Here is a 17,006-nt window from a genome sequence, read left to right as displayed (position 1 = left end):
CAGCCTCTTTTCAAACATTCAAATGTTGCCACGTAGCAAGCAGTGAATAACTAGCTTAGTATCTAAGCTTCGGTGGAAGCTTGTGACTCAGCATCTTCTACTGGTGCTTCATCAGCAGGTGCAGCATCGTTTGCTTCTTCGTCTTGGTCTGTACCAAGGGTTTCTGCAGCTGCCTTAATAGACAGAGAAATGCGACGACGTTCAAGGTCAATTTCCATAACCTTAACTTGTACAACATCGCCAACTTTGCAAACCTGAGCAGGAGCATCTACATGAGCCTTTGCCATCTCTGAAATGTGAACCAAGCCCTCTACCCCATTACCAAGGTCTACAAACGCACCAAAGGTAACAAGTTTGGTTACAGTACCTTCAACGATTGCGCCAATTGGGTATTTCTTAACAAGAACGCGCCATGGATCCTCGGTAGTTTGCTTAAGACCCAAAGAAATGCGCTCACGGTTAAGGTCGATATCCAAAACCTGAACTTCTACTTCTTGACCAACTTTTACAACCTCTGCTGGGTGGTTAACGTGGTTCCAAGAAAGTTCCGAAATGTGGATAAGACCGTCGATACCGCCAAGGTCTACAAATGCACCAAATTCAACGATAGAAGAAACGGTACCTTTAAGTTTCATACCAGGTTTAAGCTTAGTGAGGATCTCAGAACGCTCGGCTTTACGAGCAGCTTCCAATACAACACGACGAGAAAGAACAACGTTATTACGGTTGCGATCCATCTCGATAACACGAGCCTCAATGCGAGTTCCCATGTAAGCGCTCAGATCTTTAACACGGCGAAGGTCTACAAGAGAAGCAGGCAAGAATCCGCGAAGACCGATATCAAGGATAAGACCGCCCTTAACGACCTCGATAACTTCACCTTCAACATTAACGCCAGCTTTAAACTTCTCTTCAACAGCATTCCAAGCACGCTCGTACTCGGCGCGTTTCTTAGAAAGAATAAGACGACCTTCTTTGTCTTCTTTTTGAAGAACCAAAGCCTCGATGGTGTCACCCATATGTACAAGCTCTTCTGGGCTTGCATCTTTACGAATAGACAACTCACGAGCTGGAATAACGCCTTCGGACTTAAAGCCGATGTCCAACAATACCTCATCGTGCTCAATTTTAACAACGGTACCTGTTACCAGGTCTCCCTCATCAAAATCGGTGATGGTTCCATCGATAAGGCTATTAAGCTCATCATCGGAAACATCATCTAATGAGAAAATAGACGAGTTTTGAATCTCACTCAAAGGTGGACCCCCTTCAAATACGGGGCCCCGGTACATGGTTGGTGCTTTAATCACAAGGCGTGGTAAAGCTTGTTTACAAACAAATGCAAACGTACATGCTCTCGGGGGCCAACAGATATAAGTGCAAAGCTGTTACGCACACGCATGTATGCACGAAACAACATATGCATTAAACAGAATATCTTATTAGGTATGGTGATTTCAAGATTTTTTTGTAAAAAATAGCAATTTCATTTCTATATCAAAACTCAAGGTATCTAGTTTAGCATTTCTTAAAAACATGCCCGCCTCAAGCGAGACGGGCATATCAAACCTTGATACAAACAAGTATGGTAAACGGTTTAAGAGTCTACACAACCATTAACGTAATACCATTAATGCAACACTTAAGATAATCAAGTTGCTAATAACAATAGCTACAACAACTCGAACCACAAACTTAAGCCAAGTTCCATACTCAATACGGGAGAGTGCCAAACCACCCATAATTGCACCGTTGGTTGGAGTAAACAGATTTACAACACCAGAAGCGGACGCAAAGATCATAACCATAACCGCAGGGTTAAAGCCAAGGTTTTGGGCAAGAGGTCCCATAATCGGCATAGAAACTGTTGCCATACCAGAAGTTGATGGAATAAGGAATGACAGTACAAAGTACAGGAAATATGCACCTACCGAGAAGATAACACCTGACGTACCAGAAAGTGCCTCGGATGACGAATTAAGAATCCAGTCTGCCAAACCAGTTGAGCTCATAAGTACAGAAACAGCACGAGAAACTGCAATAATCATAGCAACGCTTATGATCTCACCAGATCCGCGCATGAAGGAATCAACGATTTCGTGCTCGGATAAACCACCAACAACACCAATAACAATGGCCATAATAAGGAACCACGTAGTTGATTCAGGGAAGTACCATTGCCCCAGTGGAACACCAGTTAGCAAGGAAGACCAACCAGCATTATCAACTACTTCTTTTTTAACACTAAAGTTTGCATTGCCTTCGATTTTAAGTTCACCAAGCTCTTTTTCTTTAAAAGTCTTAGTAAGGTCTGCAGGAGCCACTTGTGTTACTTCATCGTGAGAAGCTGCATCACATTCAAAGAAGTTAACGCCAAGCTTTGTCCAAGGAATGAAAGAGATGATCATGATAACAAAGGTAATAGCAAATATCCACAAAGAAATTTTTTGTCTTGTGGTCAGTGCAACATCTTTATTAGCTTCCTCTTCTTCAGTTCTGTATACTTCATCGGCAGCTTTAACTTCGTCAAGACTCATCAAGGTGCGACTTGGATCTGCTTTAACGCTCTTTGCATACTGCATCGTAAAGAAAACAGCAATAACATAGGAGACAACAAGTAAAACAGCACCAAGACCAATAATAACGCCTTGGTCTACTGTAATGCCTTTGTCTACCAAAGCTGACGCTGCAACACCGGTACAAAATGGGTTAACAGTTGAGCCCAAGCAACCAACACCAGCACCAAGAAGCACGATCATAGCACCTGTAAGTGAGTCATAGCCTGCAGCCATCATAGTTGCAGAAAGAAGTGCATAGAATCCAACCGTCTCTTCGCACATGCCATAAGTAGATCCGCCAAGGGCAAACAATGCCATAAGAATTGGAATGAGTTTAAGCTCATTACCTTTCATGTTCTTGACCAGTACGGAAATACCAGTGTTAAGAGCATCTGTTTTGTTAACGATGCCTAAAAAGCCACCAATAACCAAAACAAATAAACACACACCAAGCGCATCTCCAAAACCCTTAACAGGGCTCATGAAGAAATCACCCACCGTAACAGCTGTAATACCAGGAACAAAGGGAGCTATTGCTACCGATATCAGCGCTACAAGGATGAGGAGAATGAAGATAATGGAGAAGGACGTAAGCATCTCTCTCTTTTTCTTCGGTTGCGTAGTTGTAGAATCCATCTCGCAACTCCTTTCACCGCATACATACATTACATGCTTCGCCATCAACATGCTCAAACTCTGCACGTCGGGCTCTTTGTAAGAATATTGTAGAACATATGAAGAATTTTTGATAGAGGCAATCATGTAATTCGGTTAACGTTATGCATTAAAGCGTTAACGGTATTGAATATCATTATTTAGAGCTTTATAAACCAGTGCTGGAATGCTACACATACGCACGCGCAGAAACAAGCAACATAAATTATTGTATTACCTTGTCTTTTATTAAATATCAATACGACAGATTTTTTTATTTATATGATTCTATATAAAAAATGCCTTTTAGATTCTTACGTATAAGCAGGAATTTTTATGCAATATAGTTGTTATTTTATTCATAAATTAGAAAAAATACGTATTAAGCACTGTATACATGAATAATCAATACGACGCACTATTCTACGTATATGTTTGGTTATAAAAAACCTGCATCTTAGGTGCAACCTATGATGCAGGTGAATACTAACTATACGTGCAAATTCTCACAAAAGTTCTTGCAAGACCAAGAGGGTCGAAAGTCGAACCTTCTATTTAAGCGTTGCGTACATAACAGCCTTAATGGTGTGCATACGATTTTCTGCTTCGTCAAATACCTTAGACTGTTTAGACTCAAAGACCTCGTCGGCAACTTCCATCTCGGTAACGCCAAATTTCTCGGCAATATCTTTACCAATGGTGGTGTTTGTGTCGTGGAAAGAAGGCAGACAGTGCATGAAGATTACATCGTCGTGTGCGTTTGCCATAACTTCTTTGGTAACACGATAAGGCTCCAAAAGTTTAATGCGCTCAGCCCAAATGCTATCAGGCTCGCCCATAGATACCCAAATGTCGGTATAAATAACATCGGCATTTTTGGTTCCTTCGTGAACGTCTTCGGTAAGCGTAATAGTTGAACCATGTTCAGCAGCCAGCTTTTTGCAGGTTTCTACAAGCTCAGGATGTGGCATTTGTTCGCGAGGACCGCAAGCAGTAAAGTTAAGACCAAGCTTTGCGCAAGCAACCATAAGCGAATTTCCTACATTGTTACCAGCATCGCCCATAAAGGTAAAGTTAAGACCTTTTAAGCGACCAAAGTTCTCTTGGATGGTAAGCATATCGGCAATCATTTGAGTTGGGTGGAACTCAGTAGTAAGTCCATTCCAAACAGGAACGCCAGCATTTTTTGCTAAACACTCAACCTTTTCTTGCTCAAAACCACGGTACTCAATACCATCGTACATACGGCCTAAAACGCGCGCAGTATCTTCGATAGACTCTTTTTTACCCATCTGCGAAGATCCTGGCTCAAGGTACGTAACGCCCATACCTAAGTCCATACCGCCAACCTCAAAGGAGCAGCGCGTACGAGTTGAAGTTTTCTCAAAAAGAAGCACAATGTTTTTGCCTTCAAGATAACGGTGCGGAACACCTGCCATCTTCATGCGTTTGAATTCTGCGCTTAAATCGATGAGGTATTTAATTTCCTCGGTTGAGAAATCGAGCAATTTCAGAAAACTTCTACCACTTAAATTAACACCCATGTGTTTTCCTTTCTAAAGGGCAGTCATATAAAACCGGAAGCGCTTAACTTCCGGTTTATAATCTGTTACAAATCTTCACGAACAAACGGCATGCTCATACAACGTGGGCCTCCGCGACCACGAGAAAGCTCAGCTGATGGAACAACCAAAAGCTCAAGGCCTGCTTTATACAGCGCGTCATTTGTTACCGTGTTGCGCTGGTAAACGCAAATCTTACCAGGTGCAACGGTGAGCGTGTTGGAACCATCATTCCACTGTTCACGAGCGGCGGCAACAGGATCACCATTACCACACTGAATCAGCGTAACATGATCAAGACCCAAAGCTTTGCTTAAGATGTGCTCAAGCGTGTCGTTCATTTCTTCGATCTTAACTTCTCCAGGTACCGAACCTGCAGTCAGCTTAAATACCTGCAAAGTGCCCAAAATACCAGGATGAATGGTGAACTTATCAACATCAATTTGCGTAAAGACTGTATCAAGATGCATGAACGCACGAGATACCGGAATATTAAACGCATAAATTGTATCGATTTCGCACTCATCGGACTTATCCCAGAACATATGCTGTGCTAAGCAGTCAATAGCAGAAGCTTGGGTACGCTGTGAAATACCAATGGCAATGGTATGCGCATTGAGGTTGAGTACGTCTCCACCTTCTGTGTGATAAGCTGCATCGCGACGATACCATAAAGGAGCATCGTTATAATCTGGATGGTCACGGAAAATATATTTACCAAAGAGTGTTTCGCGATTGCGCGTAACCGAGAACATACGATTAAGGTTAACGCCCTTGCCAACGATAGCAAACGGGTCACGCGTAAAGTATGTATTAGGCATAGGGTCAATTAACAAATCGGAATCGGAACCTTGGTTCATATTAACCATGTCTACCAAAAGATTATTAGAACGATCAGGCAAATCGATCTCGTTCTTGCGGATTCCTGCGATACATTTTTCTACAAATGTTTGAGTATCTTTAATTGAATCCATAAATTCTTTAACGGCAGCACGTGTATGAGTTCCGTGAAGACCTGATTCATCAAGCCATTGATTGGTAAATTCCTCTCGCGAACCGGCTGCATCAAGAGCCTCAGCAACCAGTTTCTCAAGATACAAAACTTCTACACCCTGCTCGCGTAAAATTTCGGCAAAACGATCGTGTTCTGCTTGAGCAACATCGAGAAATGGTACATCGTCAAATAAAAGGCGTCCTAAATCATCTGGCGGAAGATTAAGAAGCTCTTCGCCTGGGCGATGAAGCAAAACCTTTTTAAGAGTACCAATCTCGCTGTGGACGTATAGCCCGTTAGCCATGATGCCTCCTGTAATCCGATTTGAGGCCAAAGCTCTACTACAAGGAAAGAGACCTTAGCACTCCAACATCAATAAGAGCACACAAAATGTGTACCTATTGAGAGTATATCCAATAATTAAAGTATGGACCATCTTATGGTAGAAGTCTCGGTTAACGGTATAAGTTTTTATCTAAGTGGCTCGTTTATACATTATTAATTTATTTACCTGCGGTTTTCTAAAATTATCGTGCATATATCGTAAATAGTTTTTTATCCCGCGATATTCTTAAAAGCGAACATAAGCAAAGTATGTTTCCTTTTTTATTCGATATTAGTTCTTTTTTATTCATTTTATAGCTCATGCGTACAATACAAATATCCAATATGAAATATGTATGAACGTACATCAAACCCGCAAAATAGAGGATTTACTATGTGATGGATACTAAAAAATAACAAGTAACGATACACTAACAAGAAGTATTAAAATACATATATATACATCTACGATCCCTTATTAAAGGAGTTAACGTTTATGGTGCAAAACAACAAGAACAAGCGTCAAAAGCTTATTCTGTATCTAATTATAGGGTTGGTAGCTGCTTTTATTGCACGCTCACTACTTATGCCAACACTGGGAGAAACTCGTGTTGAACAGGTAAGCTATAGTGAGTTTCTGCAAAAAGTTGAACGAGGCGAAGTAAAGAAAGTCCAACTTGATACAGGAACAAAGTCTATGCGTTTCACGACCAGTGATGGCGCAGGCGAGAAAGCATACGAGACAACTCAATTCCCTAATGATTCGAGCCTGGTTAAACGTATGGAAGCCCAAGGAGTTGATTTTTCGGCCAAAATACCTGACACCAGCAAGGACATGTGGATTTGGTTACTCATCAATTTATCACCGTTTATCATTATTTTTGGTGGCGGATGGCTTATTAATCGTCGTATTAAAAAGCAGATGGGCGAAGATAATCCTTCTATGAATTTTGGAGGAGGTTTTGGCGGTTTTGGACCTTTTGGTGGCGGATTTGGCAAATCGAATGCCAAAGAAGTAAAAGGTCAGGAAACTGGGGTAACCTTTAAGGATGTCGCTGGACAAGATGAGGCAAAAGATTCGCTGCGTGAAATTGTAAGCTTTTTGGATAATCCTAAAAAATATGCAGCTATTGGAGCGCGTTGTCCTAAAGGCGCTTTGCTTGTAGGACCTCCAGGTACAGGAAAGACGCTTCTAGCACGCGCCGTTGCAGGAGAAGCGAAAGTGCCATTTTTCCAAATATCGGGTTCTGAATTTGTTGAGATGTTTGTAGGTAGAGGTGCAGCAAAAGTTCGCGACCTCTTTAAGCAGGCAAAAGAGAAAGCTCCTTGCATTATCTTTATCGATGAGCTTGATACCGTTGGAAAAAAGCGTGGCGTAAGCGTTAACAGCAACGATGAGCGCGAGCAAACACTTAACCAGCTCCTTGCCGAGATGGATGGTTTTGATAACCATAAAGGCATTGTGGTACTTGCAGCAACCAATCGTCCCGAAACGCTTGATTTGGCCTTGTTGCGTCCTGGTCGTTTTGACCGTCGCATTCCTGTAGAACTCCCCGATTTAACAGGACGTGAAGCAATACTTAAGCTTCATGCAAGCGACGTTAAGATGGAGCAAGGAATCGACTTTGCTCAGGTTGCTCGACAAACACCAGGTACCTCGGGTGCAGATCTCGCTAACATGATAAATGAGGCAGCCCTGCGTGCCGTTCGTATGGGTCGTAGCCGAGTAAGTCAAAGTGATATCGAAGAATCAGTAGACGTAGTTGTTGCTGGCGAAAAGAAGAAAACAGCCGTGCTTTCCGAACACGAACGCAAAGTTGTTTCTTATCACGAAACAGGACACGCCATTGTTGCGGCGGTTCAAAATGGGCGCTCCCCTGTTTCAAAAATTACGATTATTCCTCGTACCTCAGGTGCGCTTGGTTTTACTATGCAAGCCGAAGAAGATCAGCGCTACCTAACAACCAAAGAGGAATACAAACAGCGTTTGGCGGTATTATGCGGTGGCCGTGCTGCTGAAGAGCTTATATTTGGTCATATGTCCTCAGGTGCGGCAGACGACATTGAAAAGGCTACTAAAATTGCGCGTGCCATGGTAACTCAGCTGGGTATGTCATCACAATTTGGCATGGTTGCCCTTGGTCAAACTCGTAACAAGTACTTAGGTGGAGGATCTGAGCTCACCTGTTCTGAAGGAACAGCACAGCAGATTGATAAAGAAATTCAAGATCTTATCCGTGAAGCTCATGAAACTGCGCTAAAAACTCTTGAAGCATATAAATTTAAGTTGCATGAAATTGCAAGATATTTACAACTTAAAGAAACAATTACAGGTGACGAGTTTATGCAAATGCTCAATCGTAAAGATGGTTTTGCTCCGAGCACAAACGCAGATACCCAGTAGTTTTTTGTGGTGAGAAGCGTCTTGTACTTAAGAATCTATTTTGATCCCCCACGTGCTTTGAACACGTGGGGGATTTGTTATGGATAAGATTTATTATGCATAAGATATGTGAAACACGAGATGTACTATGATCTGTCCGAGATGTTGCGTTCTAAAACTGTTGCAGGTCAAACAGGTTAAACACGTGCTTGATATTGAAATATCTCTATACTTCCATAAAAAAACGACCGAGAACTTCGGCCGTTAAAAATCACGTGGTCGGGTGGACTGGATTCGAACCAGCGACCCCTTGACCCCCAGTCAAGTGCGCTACCAAACTGCGCCACCACCCGAAATATACAAAACTACGTTTTGCGCCTACTTATAGTAACACGTTTATGAATTGTTCATCTTGAACTTTACAGCTTCCACAATTTTTCACAAGTACACAACAAAGCGCGTACACTAAAAATTATGCTCATCCTCCAAGAAAGTTCTGTTTTATCTCCCGATAAACTATGCATTGTCAAACTGTGAGGCAAACAGTTGCGCATACTCGCCATGTTTTGCAAGTAACTCAGTATGCGTTCCCTGCTCAACCATAGACCCTTTGTCCATAACAATTATATGATCAGCATCCTTAATTGTAGAAAGCCGATGCGCTACCACAATACAAGAGCGCCTCTCCATCAACTTTTGTAAAGCCTGCGTTACTTGAGCCTCACTACGCGTATCAAGCGAGCTTGTAGGCTCATCCAAAAGCAAGATCTCGGGATCAAACACCAGCGCACGAGCAATGCAAATGAGCTGAATTTGTCCTTTTGAAAGTCGCGTATCGTTTTGAGAAAGATGCGTGTCATAACCTTGTGGCAACTGTGAGATAAAATCATGCGCTCCCACTTTACTTGCAACCGAACGAATATATTCAGGCGTGGCGTTTGAACTTCCATAGGCAATATTTTCGTATACGCTTGCATTTATAAGGCTTACATCTTGCAAAACCATACCAAAATGTTTGCGAACCTCTTGCGCACTCAGTTGACGATACGCCACTTCCCTAAAATAGATCTCACCCGATCCAAGCGGATACAGGCGCATAAGCAGGTGAAGCAAAGTTGATTTACCACAGCCCGTATGACCTACTAAAGCCAATGTTTGATGGGGATATACCTCAAACGAAAGATCGTGGATAACATTATGCGTTCCATCGTAAGAAAAAGAAATGTTTGAGACTTTCAAAAGCGGTGCGTGAGATGTGCTTACATGTGTAGGCGTATTGCATATGCGATGAGCATAGTACACATCGTGAGAATGGCGTGTATCGCACGGGTCACACGGGTCACAAGGGTCGCACGGGTCACATGCATTGGATGTATCACCTGTAGCACGAACAGACGCAGTGTTTGTAGCTGCGCGCAGCACGGAGTTACCATCAAAGGCCTCATCTGAATTGTTCTCATAAGTTTTTGCAAACATAAGAAGCTGAACAATTCTGATCATTGAGGTATAGGCCGTTTGAATTTGCGTAGACAATCCGGATAGTTCGTTAATTGGCTTAGTAAGCTGTTGCGTATACACCAGTAAGCTCACCAGAGCACCAACGCTTAAGTACCCAAATTGTTGCGTTACCACGCAAAACGCGCCAAATGTTACCACAAATGCATATAAAAGATTTTGAATAAGGCGCGTGGTAGGATTTGCTAACGAACTCAAAAACTGAGCACGCTTTGCTTGTACTTCAACCTTGTGATTAAGTGCGCAAAACTGTTGCGAGCGCGCACGAAAAGAGTTGGTTGTTCGTAACAATTTTTGCATACGCGCGCTTTCGTGAATGAACTGCATCATGTTTTCTTGTGCGTGCAGTTGTGCCTCAAAATAGGACTGTCCACGAGAGGCAATATAGGAATTGATAAACATAAAACAAGGCAGCAGAACAATAATGATAAGAGCCATCTGCCAGCACAACAAGCACATGCATACAAACGAACCCACAACAATGATAAGCCCTCGTACGCTTTGGTTAAGCGCAAGGATAAGACCATCAGATATTTGATCACAATCCATAATAAGACGGTTGTGAATATCACTTACCACATCTTTAGTGATATAGGTAAGCGGTATATTTTGAATGAGCGCAAAACATCTACTTCTGAGAGCACGAATACTTTGCACGCAGGCATGGGTAAAACGCACAACGCCTGTCCATTCAAACAGAGCACTTGCCATAATTGAGACAAGCAGAAGAAGCAAATACGTTGGTAGAGACGGCATCCCCGGCGTAAAAAGCGCATCAACTGATAAACCAATACAAAGCGGAATGCTAAAAGAACAACATGAAGCCAGCGTACACAATACGATGCTTTGTATAAATGAAACTGTTTTAGGCTTAAAAAAAGGCATAAGAAAACGCACAAGTTCTGAGCGCTTGGGCTTAAGAGCATGAAAAACAAGCGCATCCGTCTTAGAATGTGCAGCACTCGAGCCAGAGGCCTGCGAATTTTGTGTATTAGAAACTATAGTTTGTGCCGAACCAGCTGCAACATAAGGATTTTTCATCGCATCCAATTCCTTTTTTGATGTTTGCTCATTTTATTGCGTACTCAAAATTACAGGTATTACCTGCGTCTACCATAACAACAAGTCATTCTCGCGTATACGCATGTTGTGTTTCATAAAGCTCCTGATACACCTTACATGACTGTAAAAGCTCTGCATGCGTGCCCACACCAACCAGGTGTCCTTTATCTAAAACCAAAGTCATATCTGCGCATTTCACATGACTTATCTGCTGAGATACAAGCATAACGCAGCTCTGTTTGGCTCGGTTAAGAAGATGTTGTGCAACCTTTTGCTCGGTAAGTGCGTCAAGCGCCGATAAACTATCATCTAATAAAATATGTGACGCGCGCGAAGCAAATGCCCGAGCAAGTGCTAAACGCTGCTTTTGACCACCCGACATTTGAGCCGAGCCGTGAGTAACAAAGGTATCAACTCCTTTGTCAAGGCTGCGAACAAAATCAAACGCGCACGCCTGCTTAAGCGCATTGTTTATATCTGCATCAGTCAACGTATCATTACCAAGAGATATAAAATCACGAATTGAAGTTTGTAACAGCTCAGTTGTTTGAGGTACATAGCATATGTTTTGTGAACATACGTTAGAAGAAAGCTGTGAAAGATCGTATCCACCAAAACGAATTACACCTTTTTGAGGAGCATACAGCTGAGCTAAAAGTGCTAAAAGCGTTGACTTTCCCGACCCAACCGATCCAACAACACCAATAAAGCCGTGTGCAGGAATCGTGCAGGTAATATCGGTAAGAGCAAAACCTTCTTCGGCTGTTGATTCTTTATCTTTGGACACCCCACACAAACACGCGCCCTTAGTACCTGCAGCTTGCGTACTTGTGCAACTACAAGGGTTATAGGTAAAACTCACATGCTCTAAAACGTATTGAGCGTTCGTTGATACAGAAGCATCTACCAAGGCATCGGCAGCAAGGGCATGATCTGCTGACGTTGAATCCTTGCAGGTACAGATTTCCATGACGCGCGCAGAGGCAGCGGAGGCTTTGGTAAATACCAACATAAGGTTTGAAATATAGACAATTGCCAAAAGTGTTTGCGTCATATAGTTTATCAAAGCAACTAAGGTACCTTGAGAAATGTTGAACATCGAAAAAAGTGCATATCCACGCAGCGACGCCACATACATAAGCATCATAATGCCCATATTCATAATTCCAAACGTTACTGGAGACAAAAGCGCAGAAATGCGGCTTGTTGCTTCAAGAAGCTGTGTATAGTGTTGATGATCATTTTCAAAACGCTGCATTTCTATCTTTTGTGTACGATACGCTCTTACAAGTTCAACAAGTTCCAAATTTTGCAATACATGATCGCTTAAGGTATCAAGCGTACGCTGTAACAGCGTAAACATACGTGAGAGTCTTTGAATTGCCCACGCAAAAATAAGTGCCACGAGTGGAATACAAATACAAAAAATCAATCCGTAACGCCAGTTCAAAATCAGTGCAGAGACAATTGATGCAATTGCTAACAAAGGACAGCGAATAAGTTGCCTAATGGCAAGCGCAATCATAAGTTGTATTTGATTAACATCAGTAATGGATCGATTTACCAGCGTTGAGGTAGAAAATTTATGCAAGGATAAAAGCGGCAGGGTTGAAATTTCTGAAAAAAGTTCACGGCGCACGTCGCAGGCAACATTCACAGAAACCTGTGCAGCAACTGATTGACAAATTAGCGTTGCGCCATAACTAATACCAGCTGCAGCTACCAACCATGCACCGTAGTACATACAAACCGTAAAACTATGGCCCATGATGCCTTCGTCAATCAGGCGCATAACAAAATATGGCGTTATGACCTCAAAAATAACTTCTACTGCTTTTCCTGTCATACCACATAATGCTTGCAATCTGTATGGCATTACAAAGCGTTTTAGCATGTAAAACATACCCACTCCAAACGAACGATGAGCATGTATCTCGTTAAACGTCATGCTCTAAAGTGATTCAAGTTTTTCAGAAAGCGTAAGCCACTGAGTTTCTAGTTCATCAACTAACCTCTGCGCCTCACTTAACTGTTTTTGTAATTTTGCAAGTTGTTCATAGTCTGATCCATCACATGCTTGCATAAGTTGTTGAATTCGATCTGGTTCATCTTGTTGCTTGGTAAGCTTTCTTAAAACGGCGTCACATTGTTTTTTAAGCTCATAGCGCGAAACACCATCACAAGCTCGTTGCTGTTTTGCTGCACGATCTTTGTTTTTTGGCATTGAACTAGCATCAAGTGCATGAGAAGAACTTGCGTCATTATCTTGTGAGATAAGACGCTGCATATATTCGTCTATGCCACGAGGCATATGAATAAGGTCTCCATTGAGCAAAGCATAAATATCGTCACAAACACGCTCCATAAGATGACGATCGTGTGTAACTAAAAGAAGTGTTGCAGCCCACGAATCCAAAACATCCTCAAGCGCAGCAAGCATATCGGTATCTAAATCATTTCCAGGCTCGTCAAGCACTAAAACATTAGGTTGTTCCAATAGTGTAATCATAAGAGCTAAACGGCGCAATTGCCCACCCGACAAATCACATAAACGACTTTTTTGATCAAGATTTCTAAAACCAAGTCGTTCAAAAAGCTGCATGGGTGTATAACTTTTGCCATCAATATACACACTTGATTTTGAGCGTGCCAACACATGCTCAACCGTTTGGTTTTCCTTGTGAGCAAAACATGACAAGTGCTGGTCAACTATGCCAAATACAACGGATTTTCCCACTTTTACCACACCTTGTGAGGGAACTTGCTTAAGCGTCATGATCCGTAAAAGAGATGATTTACCGCTTCCGTTTTCTCCCACAATGCCAATGCGCTCACCAGGCCCTATGATCCAATCGAGAGGCTTAATTACCTGATGAGAACCATAAGCGCACCCAACATGCTCAAGTGTTATAACTTGTTTTCCTAAGCGCGTTGCAGCTAGAGCCTTAAGCTCAATAGAATTTCTTAGTGGCGGGTCCAACGCAACCATCTCTAAGGCAGCTTCAACCCTAAATTTAGGCTTTGAACTGCGAGCCTTAGCACCATGAGCAAGCCAATTAAGCTCTTTTCGTAACATATTTTGACGTTTAGTTTCCGCAACTTCTGTCAGCCGCTCCCGTTCAACACGTTGTTGAATATAGGCGCTATATCCACCTTCAAATGGGTCAACGCAGCCGTCGTGGACTTCCCACATGTGGTCGCATACCTCGTCTAAAAACCAACGATCATGCGTAACGATAACCGAGCTTAATCCATGAATACGCTTACGATCTTTGAGATAAGAAGCAAGCCATGCAATGGTTGTCATATCCAGATGATTGGTAGGCTCATCCAACAGCAACACATCCCATGATCCAAGGAGTACACGCGCCAAATCACAGCGATGACGCTGGCCACCAGAGAGTTTAGATATAGTAGTATCAAATGAAACATCTTGCAGCAAACGATTAATAAGAGAGCGCTTAAGAGGATCTTGTGCCCATTCGTATGTTTCAAGAGACTGAAATACAACATCGCGAACAAGATCGCTATCCTTAAATGCATCGCGTTGCGCAAGATAACCAATGGAAGAAGCATTACGAGTTATCACGCTTCCACTATCGGGCTCCATAATATGCGCAAGCACCTGCAGAAGCGTTGATTTTCCTCCGCCGTTTTGGCCAACCACGCCTATGGTATCGCCTGCGCTTACTCCAAGCGACACTTTCGAAAGTAAAACCTTTGCAGAGCGTTCAACACATATTTTATCTGCACTTATAACAACTGACATTGCGTTCCTTTAACTAATGTTTTCGTACCATGAGCCTTGTGTTATGCACTTGTTTGTATATGCAACAAAGACTTTACTTCGTTAAGAATAACGCGTGCAACTTCGGGCAACTCTTGTGTATCGTGGTGTATAAGATGATCGGGATATACGATGGTAATTTTGTCGGTTTGTGCGCCAAAGGTAGATTCAGCTTTTGATACATCATTAGCAATAATGCACGTACATTGCTTAAACTTTAATTTTTCAGCAGCATTGTGCTCCACATCCTCGGTTTCGGCAGCAAAGCCAATAACAATTTTTTGAGGGTACAGACGCGCAACCGTTTGCAAAATATCGGGATTTTCAACAAGACGAAGTGTATATGACTTTGGGTTTTGCGTATGAGTACTGTCAGCACAATTAAGCGATACAGGACTTGAATTTTGCGTATGAGTACTGTCAGCACAATTAAGCGATACAGGACTTGAATTTTGCGTATGAGTGCTGTCAGCACAATCAAGCGACACAGGATTTGAATTTTGCGTATGAGTTATAAACTCACCATGAGGCTTTTTGATTTTTTGCGTAGCAACTGTTTCTGCGCGCCAATCCCCTACTGCAGCCGTGCAGATTATCACATCAGCACTCTTAGCAGCTTCAAGCGTTGCCTCATACATCTGTTTGCCATCTACTACAGAGATAAACGAATCAACGAACGGCCGAGGCAAAACAGAAGGACCACTAATCAGTACCACACGCGCTTTTTGGGCGCAAGCAGTACGCGCAAGCATATAACCAAGCTTTCCCGTGGCATGATTTGAAATAAAGCGTATAGGATCAAGCGCCTCTCTGGTAGGGCCTGCCGTAATCACCACAGTTTTGCCAGCTAAATCAGCAGAAGAACAACGTGCAATACACATAACATACCAAGCAAGCTCAACAGGATCAACAAGCTTTCCTGTGGCATTATAGCCACAAGCAAGATGACCTGAAGCAGGATCAACAACATAATAGCCCCAAGATCTAAGGGTATTAACATGAGCCTGAGTTGAGCGCGCTTGCCACATATGAACATTCATAGCAGGAGCAATTACAACAGGAGTATGAACTGCTAAAAGCGTTGAACTTACCAAATCATCAGCAATTCCTGCTGCTAGTTTTGCCATGATATTTGCCGTTGCTGGAACAACCACACTTACCTCTGCCCAATCAGCAAGCTCGATATGGGCAATCGTGCTGTTGTGAGTAAAAAGCTCGGTATATACATCGTGTCCCGATATTGCCGCAAATGTTTGTGGGCCCACAAATTCGCAAGCTGCTTTTGTCATTGCAACGCGAACATCGCATCCGTGTTTTTGTAACTCTCGAAGCGTAAGTACCGCTTTATATGCAGCAATTCCTCCGCATACCACTAAAAGTACCTGTAAAGGTTTATCCGATGTATTCATAGTTATTCCTCTACGGTCTATCTCTACGATCTGTCATGAGAAGCAATGATAAGCAAACGATGACAATACGGACATTCTGCAATAGTTTGATCTGCTTTAATCTTGTTATACAAACTGGGTTGCAGCTTAACACAGCAAACCGATGGCACATTTCCTTTGAGCTCTTCAACACAAATACCGTTAAATCTGCTTTTGAGGCTGGTATATAATGCCATATGTTCATGGCTAAGACCACATTTTACCTCGTCACGAACATGTAATAACGAAGCAGCTTGACGCTTGATGTCTTCAATGTTTTGCGCTTGTTCGTCTTTAAGCGAGGTTAACTCCCCTTGTAATTTTTCCTGTAAAAGATGGGCATTGTGCTCGGCTTTTTTAAATTTTTCTAAATCTGCTTTAAGCTTTTTTTCGTCAAATTGCAACTTTTCAAACTTTTTAGCAAGGCTGGAAAGCTGAAGCTCCAAATCACTAATACGACGATAATCGCTGCCAGCAGATTGTGCCTCAAGCTTTACCTTTTGGGTAATTTCTTGCAAGTGTGTTTGCATGTCGAGATTATCTTGAAGCTCGGTTTCAATGTCTTTTCGTTGTGCCAACAGTTGAGTTTGCTGCTGTTTTAACTTTTTAAGCGCAGTAGTGCAAGCAGGTATGCGTTTTCCTTCAAGTAGAGTATGAAGTTGTTGGTTATACCGCATAAGCTGTATGTCAACCTCTTGAAGTTTAAGAAGTGCTTGATACTCTTTCATAGGGTTCCTTTC

At 42.4% G+C, this 17,006-nt stretch carries 10 protein-coding genes and 1 tRNA gene; 1 reads left to right on the top strand and 10 read right to left on the bottom strand.

Annotated elements, in window-relative coordinates; translation table 11 throughout:
- Positions 1-62 precede the first annotated feature (62 nt).
- The 4 genes from rpsA to HMPREF0091_RS04945 all read right to left on the bottom strand — a co-directional run bounded on the left by rpsA (position 63) and on the right by HMPREF0091_RS04945 (position 6,072).
- Positions 63-1,256, bottom strand: a complete 1,194-nt coding sequence (gene rpsA, locus HMPREF0091_RS04960) for a 30S ribosomal protein S1 (protein ID WP_035434625.1) — start codon at positions 1,254-1,256, stop codon at positions 63-65.
- 360 nt (positions 1,257-1,616) lie between these two features.
- Positions 1,617-3,194, bottom strand: a complete 1,578-nt coding sequence (locus tag HMPREF0091_RS04955) for a YfcC family protein (protein ID WP_010242134.1) — start codon at positions 3,192-3,194, stop codon at positions 1,617-1,619.
- 569 nt (positions 3,195-3,763) lie between these two features.
- Positions 3,764-4,756 carry an ornithine carbamoyltransferase gene (gene argF / locus HMPREF0091_RS04950; protein WP_006303199.1) on the bottom strand — a complete coding sequence of 331 codons (993 nt, stop codon included), beginning with the start codon at positions 4,754-4,756 and terminating at the stop codon, positions 3,764-3,766.
- A gap of 65 nt (positions 4,757-4,821) precedes the next feature.
- Positions 4,822-6,072, bottom strand: coding sequence for an arginine deiminase (locus HMPREF0091_RS04945; RefSeq protein ID WP_006303198.1), 1,251 nt, complete (start codon positions 6,070-6,072; stop codon positions 4,822-4,824).
- Between the two features lie 516 nt (positions 6,073-6,588).
- Here HMPREF0091_RS04945 and ftsH point away from each other — a divergent pair.
- Positions 6,589-8,496 (top strand): ATP-dependent zinc metalloprotease FtsH, encoded by a 1,908-nt coding sequence (gene ftsH, locus HMPREF0091_RS04940; protein ID WP_006303197.1) that lies wholly within the window; start codon positions 6,589-6,591, stop codon positions 8,494-8,496.
- A 255-nt stretch (positions 8,497-8,751) separates the two neighbouring features.
- Here the strand turns inward: ftsH and HMPREF0091_RS04935 are convergent.
- The 6 genes from HMPREF0091_RS04935 to HMPREF0091_RS04910 form a co-directional block, all read right to left on the bottom strand.
- Positions 8,752-8,828: transfer RNA gene (locus HMPREF0091_RS04935), tRNA-Pro, on the bottom strand.
- A 163-nt stretch (positions 8,829-8,991) separates the two neighbouring features.
- Positions 8,992-11,031 (bottom strand): ABC transporter ATP-binding protein, encoded by a 2,040-nt coding sequence (locus tag HMPREF0091_RS04930; RefSeq protein WP_006303196.1) that lies wholly within the window; start codon positions 11,029-11,031, stop codon positions 8,992-8,994.
- Positions 11,032-11,116: 85 nt separating this feature from the next.
- Positions 11,117-12,955, bottom strand: a complete 1,839-nt coding sequence (locus HMPREF0091_RS04925) for an ABC transporter ATP-binding protein (RefSeq protein ID WP_160149233.1) — start codon at positions 12,953-12,955, stop codon at positions 11,117-11,119.
- 48 nt (positions 12,956-13,003) lie between these two features.
- Complete coding sequence (locus HMPREF0091_RS04920; RefSeq protein WP_006303194.1) at positions 13,004-14,821, bottom strand: ABC-F family ATP-binding cassette domain-containing protein; 1,818 nt, start codon at positions 14,819-14,821, stop codon at positions 13,004-13,006.
- Between the two features lie 41 nt (positions 14,822-14,862).
- Positions 14,863-16,248, bottom strand: coding sequence for a bifunctional phosphopantothenoylcysteine decarboxylase/phosphopantothenate--cysteine ligase CoaBC (gene coaBC, locus HMPREF0091_RS04915; protein ID WP_006303193.1), 1,386 nt, complete (start codon positions 16,246-16,248; stop codon positions 14,863-14,865).
- 23 nt (positions 16,249-16,271) lie between these two features.
- Positions 16,272-16,994 (bottom strand): zinc ribbon domain-containing protein, encoded by a 723-nt coding sequence (locus HMPREF0091_RS04910; protein ID WP_006303192.1) that lies wholly within the window; start codon positions 16,992-16,994, stop codon positions 16,272-16,274.
- Positions 16,995-17,006 lie beyond the last annotated feature (12 nt).

Source organism: Fannyhessea vaginae DSM 15829, from assembly GCF_000159235.2.
Classification (GTDB): Bacteria; Actinomycetota; Coriobacteriia; order Coriobacteriales; family Atopobiaceae; genus Fannyhessea; species Fannyhessea vaginae.
This window is presented reverse-complemented; position numbering and strand designations above follow the sequence as displayed.